We start from the raw sequence: 20,902 nt of genomic DNA, 5'->3' as shown, positions 1-20,902 counted from the left end.
CAGATTTTCCCTTAATATTCAAAGTTTTTAACTCTCGGCTTCCTTCTTAGCTTTCTTTTTCTTCTGTTCTCTAATTTTCAGGGTTATATCTTCAGAAGGCCGCTCAAGCCCGAATATATCATAAATATCATATGGACTGGAAAGAACGTTTATGTTTTCCATCTGCGCAAGCTTTTCCGAGTTTGTAACATCTACTTCGCGCATAGTAAGCTCAAATGCCCTGCCGCTGGGTGCAGCAGTTTTTACAGTCCCCCTTTTCTGGTCTACAGGCAGGATGAAAATAGGTGTTTTTCCTTTTGCAGTCTGAGAAACAGCATTGGTAACAAGGGTATCTGCAATCCCGTACACGATCTTTGCCACTGTGTTGGCAGTTGCCGGGGCTATGAGCAGGAAATCATAGTATCCCATCTGCAGTGGGCCTGCTATGAATGGAGAGTTGGGGCCTGCATCCACTTTGAAGTTAGGGAAATCATTCTGAATTTTGTCCCACAGATGATACCATTTCATTACGGTTTCCCCTTCTTTGGACAGGAAAACCATCGTCTCAACACCTGTTTTGTTCTTGATATCGACCAGTATGCTGTAAGTTTCAATCATCTGGTCTCCAGAACCTGTAATTCCCCATGCTATGCGTTTAATCTGTTTGCCTAACGATTCCACCAAGACAACACCTTCCTTAGATTTTAATCCAAACTCTGATGACTTATTACCCTGATTATGTGATTTATTACCCTGATTATGTGATTTATTACCCTGATTATGTGATTTCCAACAGATTTTTGAATCTCCAGGCTTTTATCCAGCCTTGTTTATTTACTGCCTGTTTGCTTCTTCCTTCGGAGTTTCAGGCACAGGAGTTTGAGGCACCTCTGCGGAGGCAGCTCTTTTCACGAGCTGGGCTGTCTGAATAAGCTTCTTAAGGGTCCTTCTAAGGCTCCGCATACCTTCAGAATCCTCTGAAACTCCTTCTGCTCCTTTGTCCTTTGACCAGAACGTCCCTCCGAGGTTTGCCCCAAAGGAGCCTCCCCCAACAGGGATCATTTCATTAATCACATAAAAGTTAAGAATAGTCTGAATAGCAGGCTCCTGCCCTCCTATGCGGTCTCCTCCATCCGCAATCCCCATTCCAGCCTTGTTTAAAAATACCTTAGGATCTTTTGCAACGACGGCTCTGCAGCGGTCCATTATAGTTTTTGTCTGGGCGCTTACCGTTCCCTGGTAGACAGGAGTACCTATAATCCAGGCATCTGCCCAGATCATTTTATCATACAGTTCAACCGCAATATCGTCCTTATGGATACAGCCTTCCTTTTTTCGAATGCAGAAATCACAGTGGATGCAGAAGTTTAATTTTTTTCCTTTTGAAGAGAAATAATCCGTCTCTGCACCATACTTCTCCTTTGCAATTTTCAGGGCTTCCTGAACCAGATAATCAGTTGCCATATTCCTGGGACTTCCCGAGATTCCCAGAATCCTTATTGGTTTGGTTTCGGTTTCCTGCATGTCCCTTCTCCTTTATCTCTTAACTAAGAGTCTGTTGGATCCAGCACCGTCGAAATTATCTCTATTATAGAGGGTTTCAGGGCAATAATCTTATTCCTGGACGATTTTAGCCCTTATCTCTGGTTTTTATCTTCTTTTTGACTTTTTAGGGAGATTATGCACGTCTCCAATTTACATCGCCGGGTTAAAGGATAAAAGGGGCTTCTTCAGCTACATTTTAAAAAGAGTGGTAATGATCAGAATCAGAAGCCCCTGACTTTTCACTGCCTTTCCCCCATATTTTAACTACTTTTCAGGCTTTCCAGCCGCATTTCTTTCCTTCTTTCTCTTCCCCTGACATAATCTCGATCTGCCTGTATGCTTCCCCGTGATGTTTGTGCACTGAAAAAAAATGTGTATACAATTCTGAGCATAATTCAGGCAGTGAAATTATACGCAGAAGTCTTCTCCAAGAATACTATCGATACACTCGCGGCACATCATTCTGGGAAGGTCTTTCTTGAGTGTGACCTCAGGCAGAGGATAGCCTCCTTTCATGGGGAATTCTACCTGTTTGATATGTTCCATGCAGAGACCTTTTCCGCAGACTATGCATACACCTACTGCTTCACTATCCTTATTATTCTCAAGGCAATCGTAACATTTCAGCATACTTGACCACCTCAACATACCTGGTTAAACAGACAGTTCTCTTTCAAAGCTTCATGGCAGGGGACACAGACAATTCTCTTGATGTGTTCCTGGTCTGGCTTAAGTTGAATAGGATAGTTGCCTTCCCATACAGGGGTTTCCTCATGTATAAGGTGCTTTTTGCAAACCCCTCTCCCGCACACGATACAAATTCCCACAGCATCCGTATCTTTGCCCTCCAGGGCGCATTCATAACATTTCATCACTTTCCCTCCAGATCAGACAATCCTGTTTATATTCGATTTTATCCGAACTTTTTAAGGCTGGCCTCATGTATTCTCTTTACATGAGAGAACTCTGACTCTTTCGTTATTCTTCTATGAGGGTCATTTCCTCTCCACAGCAAACAAGTGTTCCACCGCCAACTTTTGTTACGGTGACCTCGTTGCCGCAGATTTCACAGCGGTATTTTTCTCCTTTTTTGGAGACTCCCACAGTTAACGCACCTCCTTTTTTAGCTCCAGTTTCCTCAAAATTCTTATATGGGCTTTCCCCTTGCCCATCTGTCCCCGGAGCAGGCTCCGGATTATTCCAGAATCCATAAACATTAACCATTCTTTGTATATAATTGTAAGGATTTTTTAAAAAGTAACAAAACATTTCCGAATCTTTTTAATTTTTCTGGTTTTGTTGATGAACTTGTCAGAGAGTACCGGGATATATGCCCTTTAAGGGAAATAACAAAGACAAAAACCACAAATCACTCCATCAATTCCGTATCCTCATGCGAATATGCCGGCGCACAGCAGCAGAGAATTTTCAGTTCCTTTTCTCCGGTGTTCCTTATCCTGTGCGGAGTCCCCGGCAGAATACAGACTGCATCCCCTGTACGGACTTCAAACTCCTGACCTCCCAGGGTCATTATCCCGCAGCCTGTTGTGATATGATAAATTTCTTCGGTCAGCCTGTGCCTGTGAAGCATTGTTTTTCCTCCGGCAGGCACGGTGGCTTCGGCAAGGCTCTGCTCTGAATTTCCGTGGACTGAGGGGTGCATGAATTCACGGATTATTGAACCGTCTTTTGTGATGTAGGGTTCTATCTTTTCATACTCAGTTTTTAGCTGCATTCAGAAATACTGGGGCTGACAACTATTTAATAATTTTTATTTCAACTAATTGGGTCGCAAATTTAATTCCAATAGCCCTTTAAGGCTTTCCGAATAACTTTTTCTTAATTTTCCGTTTTGCGCTTCCTGACATCTGTTTAAGGATAATAGGAGTGGGAGTGTTTTCCCCTTCAGGAGCAACATTTCCTTCCCTGATCGCTCTCAGCACGGCTTCCACCGTATTCTCAGAAGAGTCGATTTCAGTGTACGCCTGCCCTACCATTTCGGGGATATGGGAATCGCTTCCCGCAACCCCGGGTATTCCGAGCCTTTTTGCCTCTTCCATGGCTTTCCGGTTGGCTGAATTAAAGAGGCAGCGGGAATTGAAAACCTCTACGGCATCGGTATCAAGTCCTTCGAAACTTCCTATCCCGTGGGAGCTGCGCTTGAAAGGGTGAGGGATAATGACTGTTCCGCCAAGTTTTCTTGCCCGCCGGATCGTTTCTTCAGGGCTCAGCAGCGGCTCAATGTTTTCCCTGACCCCGAGAACCAGAATATGCCCTTTCGAAGAACTCACTTCCACTCCGGGAATAACTGTAATTTCAAGACCGAGTTCCACGGCTTTTTCCGCGCAGACAATGCCGCCCTCCACGGTGTCGTGATCGCAGATAGCAAACCCGTCAAGCCCCCTTTTGAGGGCAGTCTTAATGATGTCACTGTGACTTGAATTACTATCTTTTGAATACTCGGAATGTACGTGAAGATCGAATTTCATGATGGGATAAAAATGCGAGTCGAATTTATATAAATTTTGAAACGGAAGAGTACTGAGAGAAAAGAGAAATAAAAGAGAAGAGGAGGAATAACGAACGGGTTCACTCATAGAAAAAAATCTGGTGTAGGGGTAGTTTAGGATATTAGGAGGGTCTGATATCTTCAGTAGACACCCGTTCGCAAAGACACAAACAACCTTATGGTATAAATGCCTTTCGTAGGTATACGAACAATATTCAGATTATGCAAAAAACCTGCTGAAAAGAAAAATATTGGCAAAAATATGAGTAATATACCAATGATTTTTATAGAATTGGAAAGACTCATTATTATTCCGTAATACCTGAAAAGGCACTAAAAACCTTATTTGCCTCACTCACCAGAGTTAAGCTCCAGAGATTTTATCCTGTTAATTATATCTTCTCTGGCTTCATAATCCACTGAAATCCTCTCTCCGTAATCAACCCTGTGAACAATGCCTTCGTCGTACAGCCAGGAGAGGATCGACATTCCTTTTTCCGAATTAGGAAGGGAAAAAGAATAAAAAGACCATGCAGGGAGATGTTTGATTATTTCGGCTTTTAACTCCTGCATGCCGGTTTTTTCTTTTGCAGAAACAAATACGGGATTTGGAGCCATATAGCCTATTTCATTCATGACGGCTTCAAGTTCGGATTCTTCAAGCAGATCAGTTTTGTTGAGCACCGTGATTACGGGAACTCCCTGGATGCGGTCCCAGAGAGTATCATGGGATGTGGAAAGTTTCTGCAAAATTATCTCGGGTTTTTCGCTTACATCGACTACCAGCAGGATGAGGTCGGAAAGGAATATCTCATCAAGGGTGGACTTGAAAGCATCAACAAGCCAGTGCGGAAGTTCTTCTATGAACCCCACGGTATCCGTCAGAAGAGCCTTTCTTCCGCCAAGGTCAAGAGCCCTGGTAGTGGGCACAAGGGTCGTAAAAAGCATATTCTGGGCTTCAACGCTTTCATTAACGATGGCATTGAAAAGCGTGCTTTTTCCGGCATTGGTATAGCCTGCAAGGGCTATAAGAGAAAAGCCTTTCCTGTGCCGAAAACCCCGCAGGGACTCGTCGTCTTTCCCGGCAGACTCAAGTTCCTCTTCGATCCTTGCAATCCTTTTCTTCAAGTCCTGCTCATAGGCATCTTCATAGTCCCCAAGTCCCATGAAACCTGCCCTTTCCTCTTTTTTCACGAGGGAAACAATAGCTCTTGCCCTCGGGACCTCATACCTCAGCCTTGCAAGTTCAACCTGCAGTTTGGAGCGGCGGGTGGTAGCCCTTTTTGCAAAAATCTCAAGGATAAGCTGGAATTTGTCTATAACCTGGCACCCGCAGATTTCCGAGATATTAAAAAGCTGAATTGTGGAAAGCCTGTTGTAGAAAATTACCTTTCCTGCTCTCTTCTGCCTCACAAGTTCGGCAAGCTCCTCTATCTTTCCTTTCCCGAGCTGGTACCTTGAGTCAGGAAACCTTGTCTGGGTAAGCTCGCCGACAGGGACATAGCCTGCAGCTCTTGAAAGCTCCCTGAGTTCCTCAAAGAGATATTCACTGCGTTCAGGGTCAGCACGCGGATTAGTCCTTTTTACGAGAATTACCCGGCTTTCGTTTTCGGTTTTCTTTTCTGCTGGAATTTTTACGCCTCAATATTAAGTTCTTTAATGAGTAAATTTCGGGCACTCAGAGAAATATGGTGAGCAAGTTCGATAGCCCTTCTCTCAGCTATGGACTCCTGGTACTTAAATGCCCGGGAAAACATGCTTTCGGGCACCCAGAGGGGCTGGTTATACATATCTCCTTTCTCTGCAACAATCGTGCCCTCAAAGGAAAGCTGGTCAGCCGTATCCTCAATCAACTGGACAATATCAAGCAGACCCGGTGCTCTTTTTAGCCAGAAGGGCAGAATCTTCACCTGCTTTATCTTTTCAATATGGTCAGCAGAAACAGTGAGAGCTACCGCTGCACAGACCATATAGTAGCCTCCTTTTATCCTGTGCCTGCCTGAAATGTCCACTGCAATAATGTCCCACATTTATAATTCGCCTTCTTTCCTGAATGAAAACCAGAACCATTGGGAACGGTGAATACGTATATTCAGGTAAAGCTTAACAGCCAGTGATAAACCAGCAGTAAGATCAGTAATGTTCACTCTGTTTTCCGAAGAAACAATAAAGACTCAATGCAAAATATAGTACCAGTAATAACATATGTCTAATATAATATTTTTAATGTAATATCAATATAGAATTATCAAGAACATGATCACATCTTGACCCTGCCTATATCCAGATACTCAACTTCTTCCCCTTTCTCAACTGCAAAAAGCATTCTTTTGCGCACGCTGTTTGCAAGCCTGACAGCCCCGGACAGAACCGGCAGCCTGAAGTCATAATCTGCAGGGACGACGTTTACAAGGTACTCGGAATGAGGGATTTTTTCGATTGATTCTACTTTCCTGTAGACCCTGAAATGGGTGCCGAACTTAAAACCTGTCTTGACCACAAGCCCTGAGTCCCGCAGGGCTTTATACGCGCTGTATTTCCTGAGAAAAGAGCCTTCAATTTCCGAGGCTTTCTCAACAAACTCTTCGAATGAAAAGACCTTTCCTTTCCTGTCCCTGACGACTATGACCCCTCTGGAAAAAAGGTAGAGAGATTCAACAAGGGAAAGCTGCAGCCTTTCAGAGTCAAGCATTTTCCCGTAGAATCCTCTGGAATAAAGGGCTCCCGAAGCTTCAGCATCCCAGGCTATTACCCTGTCTTCAAGGAAAGTTGCATCGGTTTTGACTGCAGGGAAGGGGTAAGGCATCTCCCCTTTCGGGGCAGCGGATTTGATTTCATAAAAAGTAAGGTCACTTTCTTCGTCCACCACAGCCAGGATAAACTGCTTATGCACGTTTTCTGCCGAAGCAACCGACTCCTTCAGGAGCTTCACAGGAAGGAGCTGCCTTTCGGAAAGGACGTGGACAAAAATTTTTGCCGCACTTTTTCCGGGATGGCTGCCCCGCGGGTATACCCTGAAGTCCGTAGCTGAAGGCTGGACATAATACCCTCTCTCTTTGAGGTCCTTGTAAACGATATACTTCAGCTCGAAATTCTGCTGCCTCAAGGAAGCCTGTTCGAAAAATGCCCTGAAATCGAGCGGTTCTCCTTCAAGCTCGATATCGATTTTCCCTCTGGACTGAAGGTATGCAGCCTCCACAAGCGAGAGTTCAAGCCCGTCATCTCTGGGACGCCCGAAATAAGCTGTTTTGTAAAGTTCAGCCACCGCTTCCTTTCCTGCGAGGACCCGGTCCCCTTTAAGTTGTGTATTCAATAGATTCACCTGAGAAGAAAATAGAATGAAAATAAGTTTTGCAAAAATTTATTTTATAAGATTCTGACTTTTAACAATCTGATTTACACAGAGCTGGACTATCTTTCTGGCTTTTAACAATCAAACCCCTATTAATAACTGGAGTATAATAATTGAGCTTAATATAATATTGTTTTTTCTACCTTCAAAGGTTGCTGCCCGCAGCTTCCGATATTTGCGGCAGCTCTCAGCTCCATCAATTTACCTGAAAGCTTTTGAGTCCCTGAACATACGGGCAGCTTCGACAATCGAGCCTGCAAGTTCCCTGTAAGCAGCTCCGTGCAGATGGGCGTAAGAGCCAATGGTATTGTTAACGATGAGCCCGTCCCTGTCGCCCTTTATTCCGGTGCCCCTTGAGAGTGCTATTGCAAACTCAGCGTCATCGGGGATTTCCAGGATTTCGGAGTGGTGGAACTCATGCCCTTTGAAGCTGTTTCCCTTCTTTCCTATCGGGCAGTCCTTTTCAAGGGTCCCTATATTATAACTTACAACTCTTGTCTGCCCCATAATTGTGTGACCCGGAAGAGCTCCGACCATTGAATAGGTGGACTCGGGCATGGAAGCATCATGGTAAGTGCCCTTTCCCGGGACTCCGGTACTTATTTTTTCCGTAAGGTACATGAGCCCGCCGCACTCGGCATATATGGGCATGCCTGCAGCAGAAGCTTTTTTGATGGCTGTTCTCATGGACTCATTGGCTTCGAGTTCGGCTGCAAAAAGCTCGGGGTAGCCGCCTCCTATATAGAGACCGTCAACATCAGGAAGCTCTGTATCGTTTACAGGGCTGAAGTAAACAATTTCCGCACCAGAAAGTTCCAGCAGGTCAATATTATCGCGGTAATAAAAGTTGAAAGCCTCATCAAGGGCAACCCCTATCCTCGGCTCTGGAGAGCCTTCATTTACGGAAGGGGAGAAAATACTGTTTTCCGGACCTGCCAGGGGTTTTGCACTGCCAGCGATTTCCAGAAAACGGTCCACATCAATTCCTTTGTTGATAATCTCTTCAATGCCGTGAAGCCTGTCCTCAAACCCACCATCTCCAAGCCTCCGCCTGCCTTCGAGAGCCGGCATAAGCCCGAGATGCCGCATGGAAATCTGCATTGAAGGATCTCTGGGAATAATTCCTATAACCGGCACGCCGGTATAGTGTTCGATTGCCTCTTTTGCTTTCTGTGCGTGGCGACGGCCTCCTATATTATTGAGGATTACTCCTGCGATCTCAACATCAGGGTCGAAATTCTTGTAACCGCCAATAAGAGCAGCAGCGGAGCGGGTAATGCTGCGTGCATTGATTACGAAAATCACAGGGCATTTAAGGATTTTTGCAATCTGGGCTGTGCTCCCGAGGTCGCTCAGGCTTTCAAAGCCCTCGTAAAGCCCGCGGACGCCTTCGATAATTGCAATATCAGCCCCGCCTCCGGTTTCACAGGCATGGGTGTAGACATCAAGAATCCCGTGCTCATCCATGAGGTATCCGTCGAGGTTTCTGCAGAACCTGCCCGTGATCTCGGTGTGGTAACTGGGGTCGATGTAGTCAAGGGCGACCTTGAAGGGCTGGACTTTATACCCTCTTGAAACAAGGGCAGCCATGAGCCCCATGGAAATCGTGGTCTTGCCTGAAGAAGAGCGGTCTGCGGAAATCAGGACTCTGGGAATGCTCCCTGCCTCTTTTCCGCCTGGCTGGTTGCTGTGGGACATGATATTATACCCCGGATCTGGTTTTTCAGTTTACTGCGGCACAGGTAGTTTTTAAGGCTGCAGTTTTGCGGTTTACGCCGGGCCTGGGAATTTGTTTTAATTTACCAGTTCTTGCCGGCTCTTTTTTTCATTTTTCGATTTATTTTGTCATTTCCCTTAGCCGTTCATCACTAAGGTGGTCTGCCATGACCTTCTTTTCGTTTTCCAGGATTTTCTTTCCAAGCTGGCGGTAAACTTCAGCAATATCGGAATCAGGAGCTTTCTCCATAACAGAATAACCTTCCCTTTCCCAGTCCTGCACTGCCTGCCGCTTCGGGATGAAAGCCATTAACTGGCTGCCGATTTCCTCGGAGAACTTCCTGACAATCTCCTCTTCTCTGCTCGCATTTCTGGAATTGCAAATTACCCCGCTAAGAGGCATCCCTATTTTGGAAAGCCCTTTACAGATGTTGTTTGCTGCATAAAGGGGCATATACTCTCCCGATGTCAGGACGTACGCCTCATTCACAAAACCCTTCCTGACAGGGGCAACAAACCCGCCGCAGACGATATCTCCGGGAACATCATAGATGATGAGGTCCTGTTCTTTCAAGAGGTCTCCTGAAATGCTTTTCAGCTTCTGAATTGCGACTATAATCCCGCGCCCTGCACAGCCTATGCCCGGTTCCGGGCCTCCGGCTTCCACGCATTTGACGCCTGCATAGCCTTCAAAAACAACATCTTTTTCCTTCACATCCACACCTTCGCGGAGGAGGTCGAGGATTGTAGGAATTCTCCGCCCCCCGAGAAGAGTTATTGAAGAATCGCTTTTGGGGTCGCAACCTATGATCATGACTTTCTTGCCCGCTTCCGCACATGCAGCTGCAACGTTTGAAGCTGTGCTCGATTTGCCTATGCCGCCTTTTCCGTAAATTGCAATGATCTTTTGTTTTTTCAAAGAATCTCCCTCCCGTAATCTGATTTTTCCTGGCTTGAGCTCTGATTTTATTCTGGCAAGCCTGCTGAATCTGAATTCCCTTTGATTCTGGCTCTGTCCTTTCCTGCTCAGGCTTCCTTTGCAAGTTCCCTTAATGTGGCTCCAAACTCGGACTCCACTATCGTGCTGACTCCAAGGGTCTTGGGGTGGAGGTCGATCTCAACCATAACATGCTGATGCCCCATCTCTTTTAAGGGAAGAACCTGCCTCGGACCGTTCGTACTGGAGATCAGCTCCATGTGCCGTATGTTCTCCATAGGGACTGCATGCGGAACACCTGTGATAACCGCGAAATCGTAATCGCTGTATTTTTCCTTTATCAGCTCGCTGACCTTTTCCCCTGCAACAGGGTATTCGTCCATGCCGCCGATAATTTCGTGAATCTCAACCCCGTGGGCTTTGAAGTCCCGCATAATGTATTCGGCATGCTGCCTGACCCTCGGAAGCCCGAGCTCAGGGTCGATATTTGCCATGTTTACCAGGTTTTCCTTTTTCCCGAGTGCAGCTGCAACCTCATTGACTGCAAGGGTAATGTCTGCAAACATGTAGCCGGTCTCTTTTTTGGCGTTCATTATGACGAGCCCTTTTTTTCCTTCCTTAAGGAGCTCAATAAGCCGCTTTGCAACCTTATATTTGACGTCTCCTCTGGAGGGCGCGAGGTATTCCCTGCTTGCAGCCCCGAACCTCTTTTCGACCTCTGTGGCTTTCTGGAGGAGGTACTCCTGGCGCTCGAACTCTTTATGGTCAATTATCCCGGCATCGAGTGCGGACTCGAGAGCAAAGAGCACACCTTTTGTGTTGTTGTGGTAGCCTGCGTGAACTTCAACTTCAATTACAGGGATGTCCGGGTTAGCCTCGAGCACGGCTTCGTGCATTTCCTCTCCTATGATCATGCTGGCGCAGGTGCCGACAACACCCAGGATTTTCGGGTTGAAGAGTTCTATGGATTTGCTGATAACCTGCACAAGCTTATCGTGCCCACCGAAAACAAATCCGTTCTCATCAAGCCCTGTGGTAACTACGTGGATGCCGTCTTCTTCAAGTAGCCTCGCATGCTTGAAAGAACAGCCAGGGGGCCCGTGAAGGATTGCAACATCTACGTTTAAGTCCCTGAGGGTATAAAGAGCCGCAACGATTGAACTTGGGCGGGGGTGAATGATTGAAATCTCTTTTTGAGTCATGGTAAATCCTCTTTCTGATGATATGAATAACGATATGGGTTTCACCCGGGAGATTCTGGCATCCCGCAGACAATTTACCCCGGCTGAACGGGAAAAGATATTCGGGAGCAAGACAGGTTGAAATGAATATGAAGTTAAGTGGCAGTTAAACAAATGTCAGCAAATTGAATTAAGCGGTAGTTAAATAGTGAAGAAAGTTAAACAAGCGATGGAAACGAATACAGATTGGAAGACCCTGTATAAAATTGTATCATAAATAATCCGGCTAAAACCCCGCAGCCTGACCTGCGACTCCTGATTAATCAGCGGAAACATTTCACGGAGGAGAGAATTATATCTCCTGTCCCTGCAAGTTCCGAAGCTTTCGATAGCCCTTCCGGAAGGCTGCCTGCATAAGAAGCGTTTTTAGCAGTAACTGCCCGCATCCTCTCTCCGACAAGTATGATATGCCCGCATTTTGTTCCGAATTTCTCTATAAACCCCTGAACTGAAGCAGGAGGAAGACCTTCACAGACCTGAGAGGCTTCTTCTCCAAGTACAAGGATTATACTGCTCTTTTTTTCGTCTTTTTTCTTCAGGAGAGCGTATTCAAGGGCTTTTTCCGCAGAAAGGATATCCATTCCGGAATTTGAGTTATCGATCATAGAAACTCCGTTAAGCTCTTTTTCCTGCATTCTGCCTGAAAGCCCTCTGAACTCTTCAAGCACAGAAACCACATCTTTTGTCTCAACCCCAAGTTCGAGAGCTGCAGCAGAGGCTGCAATAAAAGCTGTCCTGTATGCAGAACTGCTGTATCCTGAACGCAGGGAAGCTGAAAAGATTTCTTTTCCTCTGCTGAGAAATCGCAGGGTAGAGCCTGAAACTTCAGGAGTATTTGACGGTTCCAGAACAGCGGAAGCTTTCACTTCACGGTTTTCAGTTTCCAGAACAAAGTCCGGGTCGCTGGAAACCAGTAAGCTGTTGTCTGCAAAAAACGGATCCTTAAAGGTGAGGACCTCTGCCTGAATTCCTTTTGCAGCTTCAAGGGCTTTTTCTGCTCCGGCATTGAGAAGAAGGGTGCTTCCGGGTTTTGCATTAAGGATAAGCTGGAGTTTTGCGTCGCTTGCAAGGGAAGTATTGTTTGCAATCCTGTAATCGGGCGAAAGAGTTGTGAGAATCCCCATGTCTGCGGTACCCGTGCCCCCTATAGAGATTTCAAAGATGAAGAATTCAGGTTTTATTCCTGCATCAAGGCTTTTTTCAACGGCTGTAAGGATACTTCCCGGAGTTATGCTCAGCCCCCTGTGAATAAGAGAAGGGGAGCCTTCTTCCCAGACCTCAAGCCCGCGCGAGGTATGGAGTAAGACTTTAAATTTGCGGGAGAGCATGTCAGAGAGCAGGGATGCAGTACTTGTTTTTGCTTTTACGCCAGTTACTTCAACTATTTTTATGCCGGAAAGCCTCTGGTCTTTTTTGAGGATTTCTCCTGCAATTTCGTGGTGGGAGACAATTTTTTTTCCTTCGGATGCGGCTTGCGCTAGCATGGAATAAGCGGGGTCAAGGTGTACGGGCGCTACCAGAAGATCAAATTCGGAAATTGGGAGGGGAGCTTTTGAACATCGAATGCCGTAATTTTCTTCAAGCTCCCCGAGCAGTGCCGGGTCCACGGTCCCGTAAACGTCTACCCCGGAAACATCATTTCCCAGAGATGCAAGCTTTTTCGCGATTGGAATGCCGCCGTGTGTAAGGTCGAGCACGGCGATCTTCTTCCGCAGCAAGCCCATAATGAAAACCGGACCCGAATATCTTCAGATCTACAGGGACTCCTGAACCCTCTTGAAAACGAGGTCAGCTATCAGTTCGTCGGCTCCGAGGGGCTTTGCATAGCAGAGGGGAACTTCCTTTCCATCGATCTCAAGGGTTCCGCAGCCGTCTTTGTCCAGGCTCAGGATTTCAGGGATGTCTTTTGTAATGTGGACGCCTGAAGCCAGGAAAACAGGTACTGCTGCAACCTTTGTTACCCCTGTGCCTGAGAAGCCTGCAATTGCCTCTTCAAGGGTGGGTTCGCTGTTTTCCATGAATCCTGCTCTGACAATGACATCAGTGTGCTTCTGTGCGATGTAATCTGCGATCTGGGTTACTACTTCCTTGTTGTAAGGAAGTTTGCTTCCGTGGCCGATGGCCAGAATTCCAAGTTTTTCAGTCATTCTCGAAACCTCTTCTAAATTTAGCTCAACCTTGTTCAGAACTTGTTTAACACAATTATTCTAATTTGTAACATCACAGAGATTAACATAGTTAGAATTTATCTGATATATTCTCTTCGTTTCTAAAAAATTATATATATTAATTAGTTTATGGAGTGCCCGAGACTGTTTCACTTCACAAAAAAGAGGGATTTTTAAAGATAGTTTGAACGGTGGCAGGAAAAACAAAAGTAATACTGAATCCTGAAAAACAAAACCATAAAGAAATCTCATATATTGCTCATTGTGAGCCTTATTTCCTTAATAAACCTGTTTTATTTGTTTTCTTCTCTAATTAGGCACATATAGAGGTCTTTTCGTCATATGTGGAAAAAATCATAAGACGCCGTTTAAAGAATGTAAAAATCAGTGAAGCATTCGATGTACACACGTATTGACATAGTATAAGACTGATTTGCAGGTATACTTTGCAAAAAAATGAACCGATTATATTACTCTCAGTAATTATACCGCCAGTGTTATATACAGGAACTTACATAGTATATATTGTTCACAAGGAACTAAGCTGTAAAGTGAAGCAAATTCAGGACAGAGTAAAACCTGATCCCGCAATGAACTTCATTGACATGTGAGCTTATAATGAAGCAAATTCAGGACAGCCTGAAAACTGATCCCGAAATCTACTTCATTGACGCGTAAGCTATAAGATGGAGCAAATTAAGGACAGTTTGAAAACCGATACCGAAATCTACTTCATTGATGCTTTTACTGCGAGGTGGAGCAAATTAAGGACAGAGTAAAATCTGATCCAGTAATATACTTCATTGACGCGTAAGCATAAGGTGGAGCAAATTAAGGACAGTTTGAAAACCGATCCCGAAATCTACTTCATTTATGGTTTAAACTGCGAGATGAAGCAAATTCAGGACAGTCTGAAAGCTATCCCGCAATGAACTTCATGACATGTAAGCATAAGGTGAAGCAAATTCGGACGGCTTGAAAACCGATCTCGAAATCTACTTCATTGGCATGTAAGCTTAAGATGAAGCAAATTCAGGAAAGTCTGAAAACTGATCCCATAATTTAATACTTCATTGGCGCGTAGCTATAAGGTGGAGCAAATTCAGGACGGCTTGAAAACCGATCCCGTAATATCCTTCATTTATGGCGTAAACTGCGAGATGAAGCAAATTCAGGACAGTCTAAAAGCTATCCCGCAATGAACTTCATTGACATGTAAGCTTAAAATGAAGCAAATTCAGGACAGAGTAAAACCTGATCCCGTAATAAACTTCATTGTTGCAGACCAAACCTTGTGAACCCATTATTCACTCTTTTGATCAAAATTCAGCGTATAGAATTGTTCTCTTCTTTTACTGTTTTCCTCCATTTCATTTAGATATTTTTCATGAAAGGCAGTATACCTAATTAGCTGTAAATTTGAAGTCAAGTTTTTGTGTAGTATGGAAAAATTGATCTCCCGATATGGAATTATCTACCAAATAACTTCCTGAGACTTGTGATTTTACAGAACCGATAAATGAATACCTTCTTCTGCAAATTCATACCGCATGCTCTCGCTCATCCCGACTACTGCGTACTTTGTGGTGCAATAAAGAGCCTGGAATGGGAACGGCACCAGTCCGGCAATGGAAGACGTATTAACTATGTGCCCTCCGCCCTGAAGGCGCATGACTGGCAGAGCAGCATTAATGCCATATATGACGCTCCAGAGATTGACATCAATCCTTCAGCAATGCTCTTTTATTCGGGAAGCCAGATCTTCTGTATCCCACAAACAAGATTACAGGGAATATAGGGGCTTCACTGACAAGTTACAAGGGGACTATGGCTACAATTAATGGAAACGGGGAAGAGAATTAAAATAAGAACAAAAAACAAAAAGAAGAAGAAGAAAAAGACCGGAATCAAAAATTAATTTCCGGCCCCTGCTGCGAAAAAGTAGAAATCTTTTTAGTTCCTTCTTTTCCTGAGCAGTACAAATGCTGTGGCAAGTATGCCGATAGTTGCAGCAATGCTGAAGAAAGGAGTTGACTTCGTTACTTCGTAACTTCCGCTCATGTCTCCTATCTCAACCGTATAATTTCCTGGCTCCTTCTCGGTATGGGAGAATGTGACTGCTTTACTCTCGCCGGCTTCCAGGCTTACGGTTTCGGAGTCCACGGATTCATTGTTGATCAGAAGTTCCACTTCGGTTTCTCCTGCAATGTTGCCTGTGTTTGTAACGTTTGCCTGGATTGAAACTGCGTCTCCCGCTTTAACAGAAGCAGGCTCAATTAAGAGGTTTGAATACTCGAATTCAGCTTTGTCTTCGATAACCTCAACAATAGTTTTTCCTTCTTCATAACCTGCTTTTGTAGCATTAACCGTGAATGTGCCTGGAGCAGTTACCCAGTAAGATACAGTACCGTCCGTGCCAGTCTGCCCATCAACTTTCTGGCCGCCGAAATAGACATCTGCACCGGAGACCGGCTTGTTTTGTACAGAATCGGTAACCCCTATTTTTATCTGGTCTCCTTTTTTAACGGTTTCCGGGGAGACTGAAAGCAGCAGTTTTATGACTCCAGCTCCGACAATGTCCACGTCCTTACTTCCAGAGATATAACCTTGCTTGTTTGCAGATAATTTGAAGCTACCCTCCTGAGTTGGGGTGTATGTGAGAGCCCCGTCGTCTCCCGTGGTCCCGATGCTCTTGTTCCCGAGAAGGATTTCAACATCACTGACTGCAGCATTTCTTGCTGTGACCGAAATATTTGCTGCCTGTCCAACCACAAAGACTTCCGGTACTTTAATCTCAAGCTGGTCCTGTGGAGCAGTCTCAACTTCAACAAAGGGATAGAAACGCAGGACAGAGGAATCAGCTACCTTGAAACTGACATTGCCCATCAGGTCAATGGTATTGCCTCTTGAGAGGGAAATCGAGTCCTCGTTCTTCATTGTAATACCTGAGCTGGAAATAGTGCTGATTTCCATCTTTCCGAAAGAGTCACCCTGGGAAAGCTCAAGATAGTCATCTGAGACCTGGAATATCCCTTCTATAAAGACGGCGTCCGTTTCACGTGAGCGGAAAACTGTGCTTATATGGGCTGCAATCATAGGAACATCTTCAGCTCCACCTATATCTGCTTCGTAGATATAGGTCCCGTTACTGGAAACGATTCCAGAATCCAGAAGCTTTCCGTCCTTGTACAGCTCGAGGAGTACTCTGTTCCCGTTTACATCAACTTCTGAGGCTTTGAGAGAATAACCATTCTCAAGAGCTATGGAGGAGCCTGTGAACATAGATCTTTTGTTATCGTCATCTATCAGGACTTTTGAAAGGATATTATCAGAAAGGACACTCACACTTTTTGAATTTTCAAAGGTATTCGCAGGGTAGCCCGCAAAATACTTCTCTGCCATGAACCCTATGACCTGATATGAACCCCAGCTTTCCTGCTTGAATTTTACAAGTGCAGGGCTGGTTGAATAAACAAGAGTCTCGTCATCAATCGACCTTCCGCTGATTCCTTCTGTGAGGGTCAGGCTTTCGGTGGAGACATTTTCATCTATGCTGTAATAGAACCCTTCAAAGTTGTAAGGTGTCCAGAGAGTTGTGTTAAATGTTTCATCGTGGACAGTACCCCTCAATTCATAGCTTCCGGGTTCAGTAGTCTCGACTATGGGTCCAAAACGGAGATCATCGGAATCAGCTACAAGGAAGCTGAGTTTTCCCATGATATCGACTGTATCTCCCTTGCTGAGGGTAATAGAGTCCTCATTTTTCATTATAATTCCGGAACTTGAAGTGGAACTTATCTCCATTTTTCCGAATCTGTCTCCATTCTCGATCTGGACATATTCGTCTGATATCTGGAAAATCCCTTCTATAAAGACTGCATTTGTTTCTGTGCCCCGGAATATCTGAGCTAAATGGACAGCTATCAGAGGTACATCATCAGCTTCTCCAAGATCGGTTTTATAAACATAGTCGCTGTTAGAAGAGAGGAAACCGTCGTCTATCACATCTCCATCCTTTTCGAGCTGTACCCATACAGTGTCTCCATTGACATCAACTTCTACAACGTTAAGGGAATAACCTTCTTCGAGTATGAGGGAAGAGCCTGTGTACAGAGACTTCCTGTCATCGCTATCAATAAGTATTTTTGAAAGCTGCCCATCAGAAATTACACTGATATCGTCATTTACAAAGCTGGAGTTTTCCGTATATCCTGCAAAATACCTTTCTGCCATAAACCCTATGACCTGATATTTACCCCATTTTTCATTTTCGAATTTCGTTTCTATGGGCCTTGTCTCATACTGCAATCCGTTTCTCTCGACACTTCGGCTTCCTTGTGTGAGCTGAATCGTCATGCTTTCTGAACCTTCCCCGGTATCCAGGTCATAATAAAAACCCGAATATGTCTGGGGTGTCCAGGTATAGGTAAGATTTTGATCTGTGTTTTCGTCCCAGATGCGGCTGCCTGCTGAACCTGAGAACTGTGCAGCTGCGGTTTCACATAGTAACCCGAGCATTAGAAATAGACATAATAATTTTAGATAAATTTTAATCCCCAAATTAGACCTCCTTTAGATGGATTGGAGCAGGGGTTCAGCCGCCGGAAGTCCAGGAGAAAAATAGAAACAAAAGAAAGTTCCTGAACACTCCCTGGATGTTTTCCTGTGTCCCGATACCCCCATTTACTTTGATCATACTGAAATGTTAAACTATAGACATTTCTAGATATTGAAGTAATTAGATAAAAGTTTTTGGTCAGTTGGGGTGTGCCAAATAAAAAACAGAAGAACATTGGGGTGCAGGAAAGTCTAAAAATCGAAATAAAGGATTTAAACCCCTTAAAAAAATAAAACAGGAATGGATATAAATATCTCTTATATTTTTACCTGTTAAAGATAATCAAAGGTAATATTTACTGTTTAAGCAGTTTTTTGTAAAATACAAACCAGGGGTTGTCAAGAAAACCTATAACGTTCTTGCTGATAAGCTGCCCTATAACCAGAGGGAGAACAGGCATAACCCCATAATAGGCGATGAAGACAAAGATAAAAGAGTCCAGTGCCAGGTTGACAAGGTCGCTTGCACTCGACCGGAGCCAGATGTAAGGGTTTATCAGAGTGTCATGCTTGAAATTCTCTTCTTTTTCGGAAAAACGCTTTTTAAGGGATGCAAATATCCAGGCATCAAGGTTCGAGCAGACCAGAAAAGAAACCCAGCTTGCAATGGTAATCCTGATGCTCAGCCCAAAGAGGCTCTTCCAGGCATCTTCCAGTTCAAAGAAAGGGGCAGGACTGAGACCTGTGACCATACCTATGAAGAGTACAAACAATACCTGGGTCGCAAAAGCGATAAGGATAGATATATGCGTTCTTCTCTCCCCATAGACCTCATTGATCATGTCCACGACCTGGGCAATAAAGGGATAGATAAAAACTGCTGCCGGAGCAAAGAAAGAGTAAAAACCGAGGTCAAATACAATAATGCGTGTGGCAAGAACCTGCGAAGCTGCCAGGTAAACTACATAAAAAGCAGTGAGCACTGCAAATCCGTTTTCAGGCATTTTTTTTATGATATATACTGATGCACAGGTAGCAATTGTTAGAGTGATAATCCAGTACAGCCAGACTAACATTTTTTCACAACCGGGTTATAGAGCTTGGGATAGAATTTATGAGACCTGAGGTAAATCGATATAAAGTAAACCAATATAGTGTAAACCGATCAGGAGTAAACTGATAAGGGATAAACTGCCAGATTTAAAGCGAGCTATTAAGCGAGCTGAAATTGAAGAGAAACAAACCGGCAAAAATGCCAGATTCGGGAAATAAAGTGCTGTTCATTTATTTAAAGTATACATATAGCCCTACCTCAGGAGTCCTGGAAGAGTACCCATAGGCATAAGAATGATTCCGAGTAAAATTCCAGGAAAAAGAGACACTTTCAGCCTTCCAATCCGGAAAACAACAGGTTTTCAAAATTCGATCCAAGACCCACAAAATATAAGTTAAAGGAGAAGGTTTCTGACCTTTAAAACCATAAATTAACAATTTACCTTTATAACCAAGAATAACGTATGGAGCCGTCCCGGCATGGAAACAGATACCATCATTCCAGAAGACCTGAAACTTGCCGTCCTTGAAAAAATTAAACCCACGGAAGCCGAAAGGAAAGAACTCATGGCTGTTCAGGAAGAGCTTGCCGTGGAAGTAAAAACGGCAGCAGAAAAACTTTGTGTACCAGATATTTTTGTAAAAATGGTAGGCTCTGCTGCAAGAGGAACATGGCTCTCAGGCACCCATGATATTGATGTTTTCATCAGTTTTCCCGAGGAAACGTCCAGAAAGGACCTGGAAATAAGCGGCATGGGAATTGCCAGAGAAGTTGCAAAACACGCAGAACACGCCGAGGACCGCCACGCTGAACACCCTTACCTGAATATTATCTACAAAGGCTTTGACGTTGACCTTGTCCCCTGTTTTCGGGTCGCTTCGGCGTGCCAGCTCAAATCTGCTGTGGACAGGACTCCCTTCCACAATGAATTCATAAAAACCCACATAAAAGGCCGGGAAGACGATGTCCTGCTCATGAAGCAGTTCATGCGCGGGGGCGGAGTCTACGGCTCGGAACTGAAAACACAGGGCTTTTCAGGCTACCTGACCGAACTCCTTATCATTTACTACGGTTCTTTCGAAAAAGCCGTGAAATCAGCTTCTTCGTGGAAGCCCGGGCAGAAAATAGATATTATGCAGCACTCGGAAATGGAGCACAGCGAGCCACTGGTAATGGTCGACCCGACTGACCCGAAGCGGAATGTTGCAGCAGCCCTTTCCCTTGATAAATTCTGCATGTTTATAGACCACTGCAGGGAGTTTCTGAAAGGCCCGGAAATCAAGTTCTTTTTCCCTGAATCTCCCCAGCCCATTGAGGATAATGAGTTTCTTGAAAAAATGGAGAGCCGGAAAAGTTCACAGATTGCAATTGTCTTTGAGACGCCTGATGTTGTGGACGATGTGCTCTATCCGCAGCTCTATAAGATGGAACAGGCTGCAGCATCCCTCGTGACCGACTACGATTTTTCAGTTATCAAAACCGGCGTCTGGTCAGGGAAACCCGAAACCGTGATCATGCTCGAATTAATCTCTGGCACCCTTCCCAACGTTAAAAAACGAATTGGTCCTCCGGTATGGGTGAGGGAGCATGCCGAGAAGTTCAAAGCCAAATACGAAGGAGCTGAAAATGTTTTCGGAGGCTATATCGAAGGCGGGAAGTACGTCTTTGAAGTCCAGAGAAAATATCCGACGGCAAAAGGGCTTCTTGAAGAACAGCTTGTAAATTCCTCTCTCGGAAAACAGGTACACCAGAGCGTGAGTAAAGGTTTTGAGGTTCTTGAGGATGCGGAAATTTGCAGGTTAAAGGATCAGGATTTCAGGGTTTTTTTGAGGAAATGGGTGTAA

General features: G+C 44.7%; 20 protein-coding genes. 2 read left to right on the top strand and 18 right to left on the bottom strand.

The window, feature by feature from the left end; all coding sequences use genetic code 11:
* Positions 1-27 precede the first annotated feature (27 nt).
* The 13 genes from afpA to cfbD all read right to left on the bottom strand — a co-directional run bounded on the left by afpA (position 28) and on the right by cfbD (position 11,240).
* A complete protein-coding gene (gene afpA / locus PLL47_RS05380; RefSeq protein ID WP_324445176.1) occupies positions 28-663 on the bottom strand; it encodes an archaeoflavoprotein AfpA in 636 nt (211 codons plus the stop codon).
* 150 nt (positions 664-813) lie between these two features.
* Positions 814-1,503, bottom strand: coding sequence for a flavodoxin family protein (locus PLL47_RS05375; protein WP_324445175.1), 690 nt, complete (start codon positions 1,501-1,503; stop codon positions 814-816).
* Between the two features lie 429 nt (positions 1,504-1,932).
* On the bottom strand, positions 1,933-2,154 hold the full coding sequence (locus PLL47_RS05370; RefSeq protein ID WP_324445174.1) for a DUF2180 family protein: 222 nt from the start codon (positions 2,152-2,154) through the stop codon (positions 1,933-1,935).
* A gap of 11 nt (positions 2,155-2,165) precedes the next feature.
* Positions 2,166-2,396 carry a DUF2180 family protein gene (locus PLL47_RS05365; RefSeq protein ID WP_324445173.1) on the bottom strand — a complete coding sequence of 77 codons (231 nt, stop codon included), beginning with the start codon at positions 2,394-2,396 and terminating at the stop codon, positions 2,166-2,168.
* Between the two features lie 106 nt (positions 2,397-2,502).
* The gene (locus PLL47_RS05360) at positions 2,503-2,748 is read right to left on the bottom strand and encodes a desulfoferrodoxin FeS4 iron-binding domain-containing protein (protein WP_324445172.1); all 246 of its coding nucleotides are present in this window, start codon (positions 2,746-2,748) and stop codon (positions 2,503-2,505) included.
* 145 nt (positions 2,749-2,893) lie between these two features.
* Positions 2,894-3,259 (bottom strand): cupin domain-containing protein, encoded by a 366-nt coding sequence (locus tag PLL47_RS05355; RefSeq protein ID WP_324445171.1) that lies wholly within the window; start codon positions 3,257-3,259, stop codon positions 2,894-2,896.
* Between the two features lie 79 nt (positions 3,260-3,338).
* The gene (locus tag PLL47_RS05350; protein ID WP_324445170.1) at positions 3,339-4,013 is read right to left on the bottom strand and encodes a PHP domain-containing protein; all 675 of its coding nucleotides are present in this window, start codon (positions 4,011-4,013) and stop codon (positions 3,339-3,341) included.
* A 371-nt stretch (positions 4,014-4,384) separates the two neighbouring features.
* Positions 4,385-5,665, bottom strand: coding sequence for a GTPase HflX (gene hflX, locus PLL47_RS05345; protein WP_324445191.1), 1,281 nt, complete (start codon positions 5,663-5,665; stop codon positions 4,385-4,387).
* A gap of 2 nt (positions 5,666-5,667) precedes the next feature.
* Positions 5,668-6,063 (bottom strand): DUF2209 domain-containing protein, encoded by a 396-nt coding sequence (locus PLL47_RS05340; protein ID WP_324445169.1) that lies wholly within the window; start codon positions 6,061-6,063, stop codon positions 5,668-5,670.
* Positions 6,064-6,293: 230 nt separating this feature from the next.
* Complete coding sequence (gene endA, locus PLL47_RS05335) at positions 6,294-7,346, bottom strand: tRNA-intron lyase (RefSeq protein ID WP_324445168.1); 1,053 nt, start codon at positions 7,344-7,346, stop codon at positions 6,294-6,296.
* Between the two features lie 240 nt (positions 7,347-7,586).
* Positions 7,587-9,083, bottom strand: a complete 1,497-nt coding sequence (gene cfbB, locus PLL47_RS05330; RefSeq protein WP_324445167.1) for a Ni-sirohydrochlorin a,c-diamide synthase — start codon at positions 9,081-9,083, stop codon at positions 7,587-7,589.
* A 139-nt stretch (positions 9,084-9,222) separates the two neighbouring features.
* On the bottom strand, positions 9,223-10,020 hold the full coding sequence (gene cfbC / locus PLL47_RS05325; RefSeq protein ID WP_324445166.1) for a Ni-sirohydrochlorin a,c-diamide reductive cyclase ATP-dependent reductase subunit: 798 nt from the start codon (positions 10,018-10,020) through the stop codon (positions 9,223-9,225).
* 107 nt (positions 10,021-10,127) lie between these two features.
* Positions 10,128-11,240, bottom strand: a complete 1,113-nt coding sequence (gene cfbD / locus PLL47_RS05320; protein ID WP_324445165.1) for a Ni-sirohydrochlorin a,c-diamide reductive cyclase catalytic subunit — start codon at positions 11,238-11,240, stop codon at positions 10,128-10,130.
* Here cfbD and PLL47_RS05315 point away from each other — a divergent pair.
* Complete coding sequence (locus PLL47_RS05315) at positions 11,239-11,361, top strand: hypothetical protein (RefSeq protein ID WP_324445164.1); 123 nt, start codon at positions 11,239-11,241, stop codon at positions 11,359-11,361. The genes cfbD and PLL47_RS05315 overlap by 2 nt on opposite strands.
* Before the next feature lie 181 nt (positions 11,362-11,542).
* Here the strand turns inward: PLL47_RS05315 and cfbE are convergent, their stop codons facing one another.
* From cfbE to PLL47_RS05290, 5 genes are all read right to left on the bottom strand, one after another.
* Positions 11,543-13,003: a coenzyme F430 synthase gene (cfbE, locus tag PLL47_RS05310; protein WP_324445163.1), complete on the bottom strand. Its 1,461-nt coding sequence runs from the start codon at positions 13,001-13,003 to the stop codon at positions 11,543-11,545.
* Between the two features lie 30 nt (positions 13,004-13,033).
* A complete protein-coding gene (gene cfbA, locus PLL47_RS05305; protein WP_324445190.1) occupies positions 13,034-13,465 on the bottom strand; it encodes a sirohydrochlorin nickelochelatase in 432 nt (143 codons plus the stop codon).
* 1,486 nt (positions 13,466-14,951) lie between these two features.
* On the bottom strand, positions 14,952-15,119 hold the full coding sequence (locus tag PLL47_RS14955; protein WP_502883676.1) for an SDR family oxidoreductase: 168 nt from the start codon (positions 15,117-15,119) through the stop codon (positions 14,952-14,954).
* A 281-nt stretch (positions 15,120-15,400) separates the two neighbouring features.
* A complete protein-coding gene (locus PLL47_RS05295; protein WP_502883675.1) occupies positions 15,401-18,007 on the bottom strand; it encodes an MA0829/MM1976 family S-layer protein in 2,607 nt (868 codons plus the stop codon).
* Positions 18,008-18,360: 353 nt separating this feature from the next.
* A complete protein-coding gene (locus PLL47_RS05290) occupies positions 18,361-19,080 on the bottom strand; it encodes a queuosine precursor transporter (RefSeq protein ID WP_324445160.1) in 720 nt (239 codons plus the stop codon).
* 457 nt (positions 19,081-19,537) lie between these two features.
* Here PLL47_RS05290 and cca point away from each other — a divergent pair, with 457 nt between their 5' ends.
* Positions 19,538-20,902 (top strand): CCA tRNA nucleotidyltransferase, encoded by a 1,365-nt coding sequence (cca, locus tag PLL47_RS05285; RefSeq protein WP_324445159.1) that lies wholly within the window; start codon positions 19,538-19,540, stop codon positions 20,900-20,902.

This window comes from Methanosarcina sp., from assembly GCF_035390745.1.
In the GTDB taxonomy this organism is placed as follows: Archaea; Halobacteriota; Methanosarcinia; order Methanosarcinales; family Methanosarcinaceae; genus Methanosarcina.
This window is presented reverse-complemented; position numbering and strand designations above follow the sequence as displayed.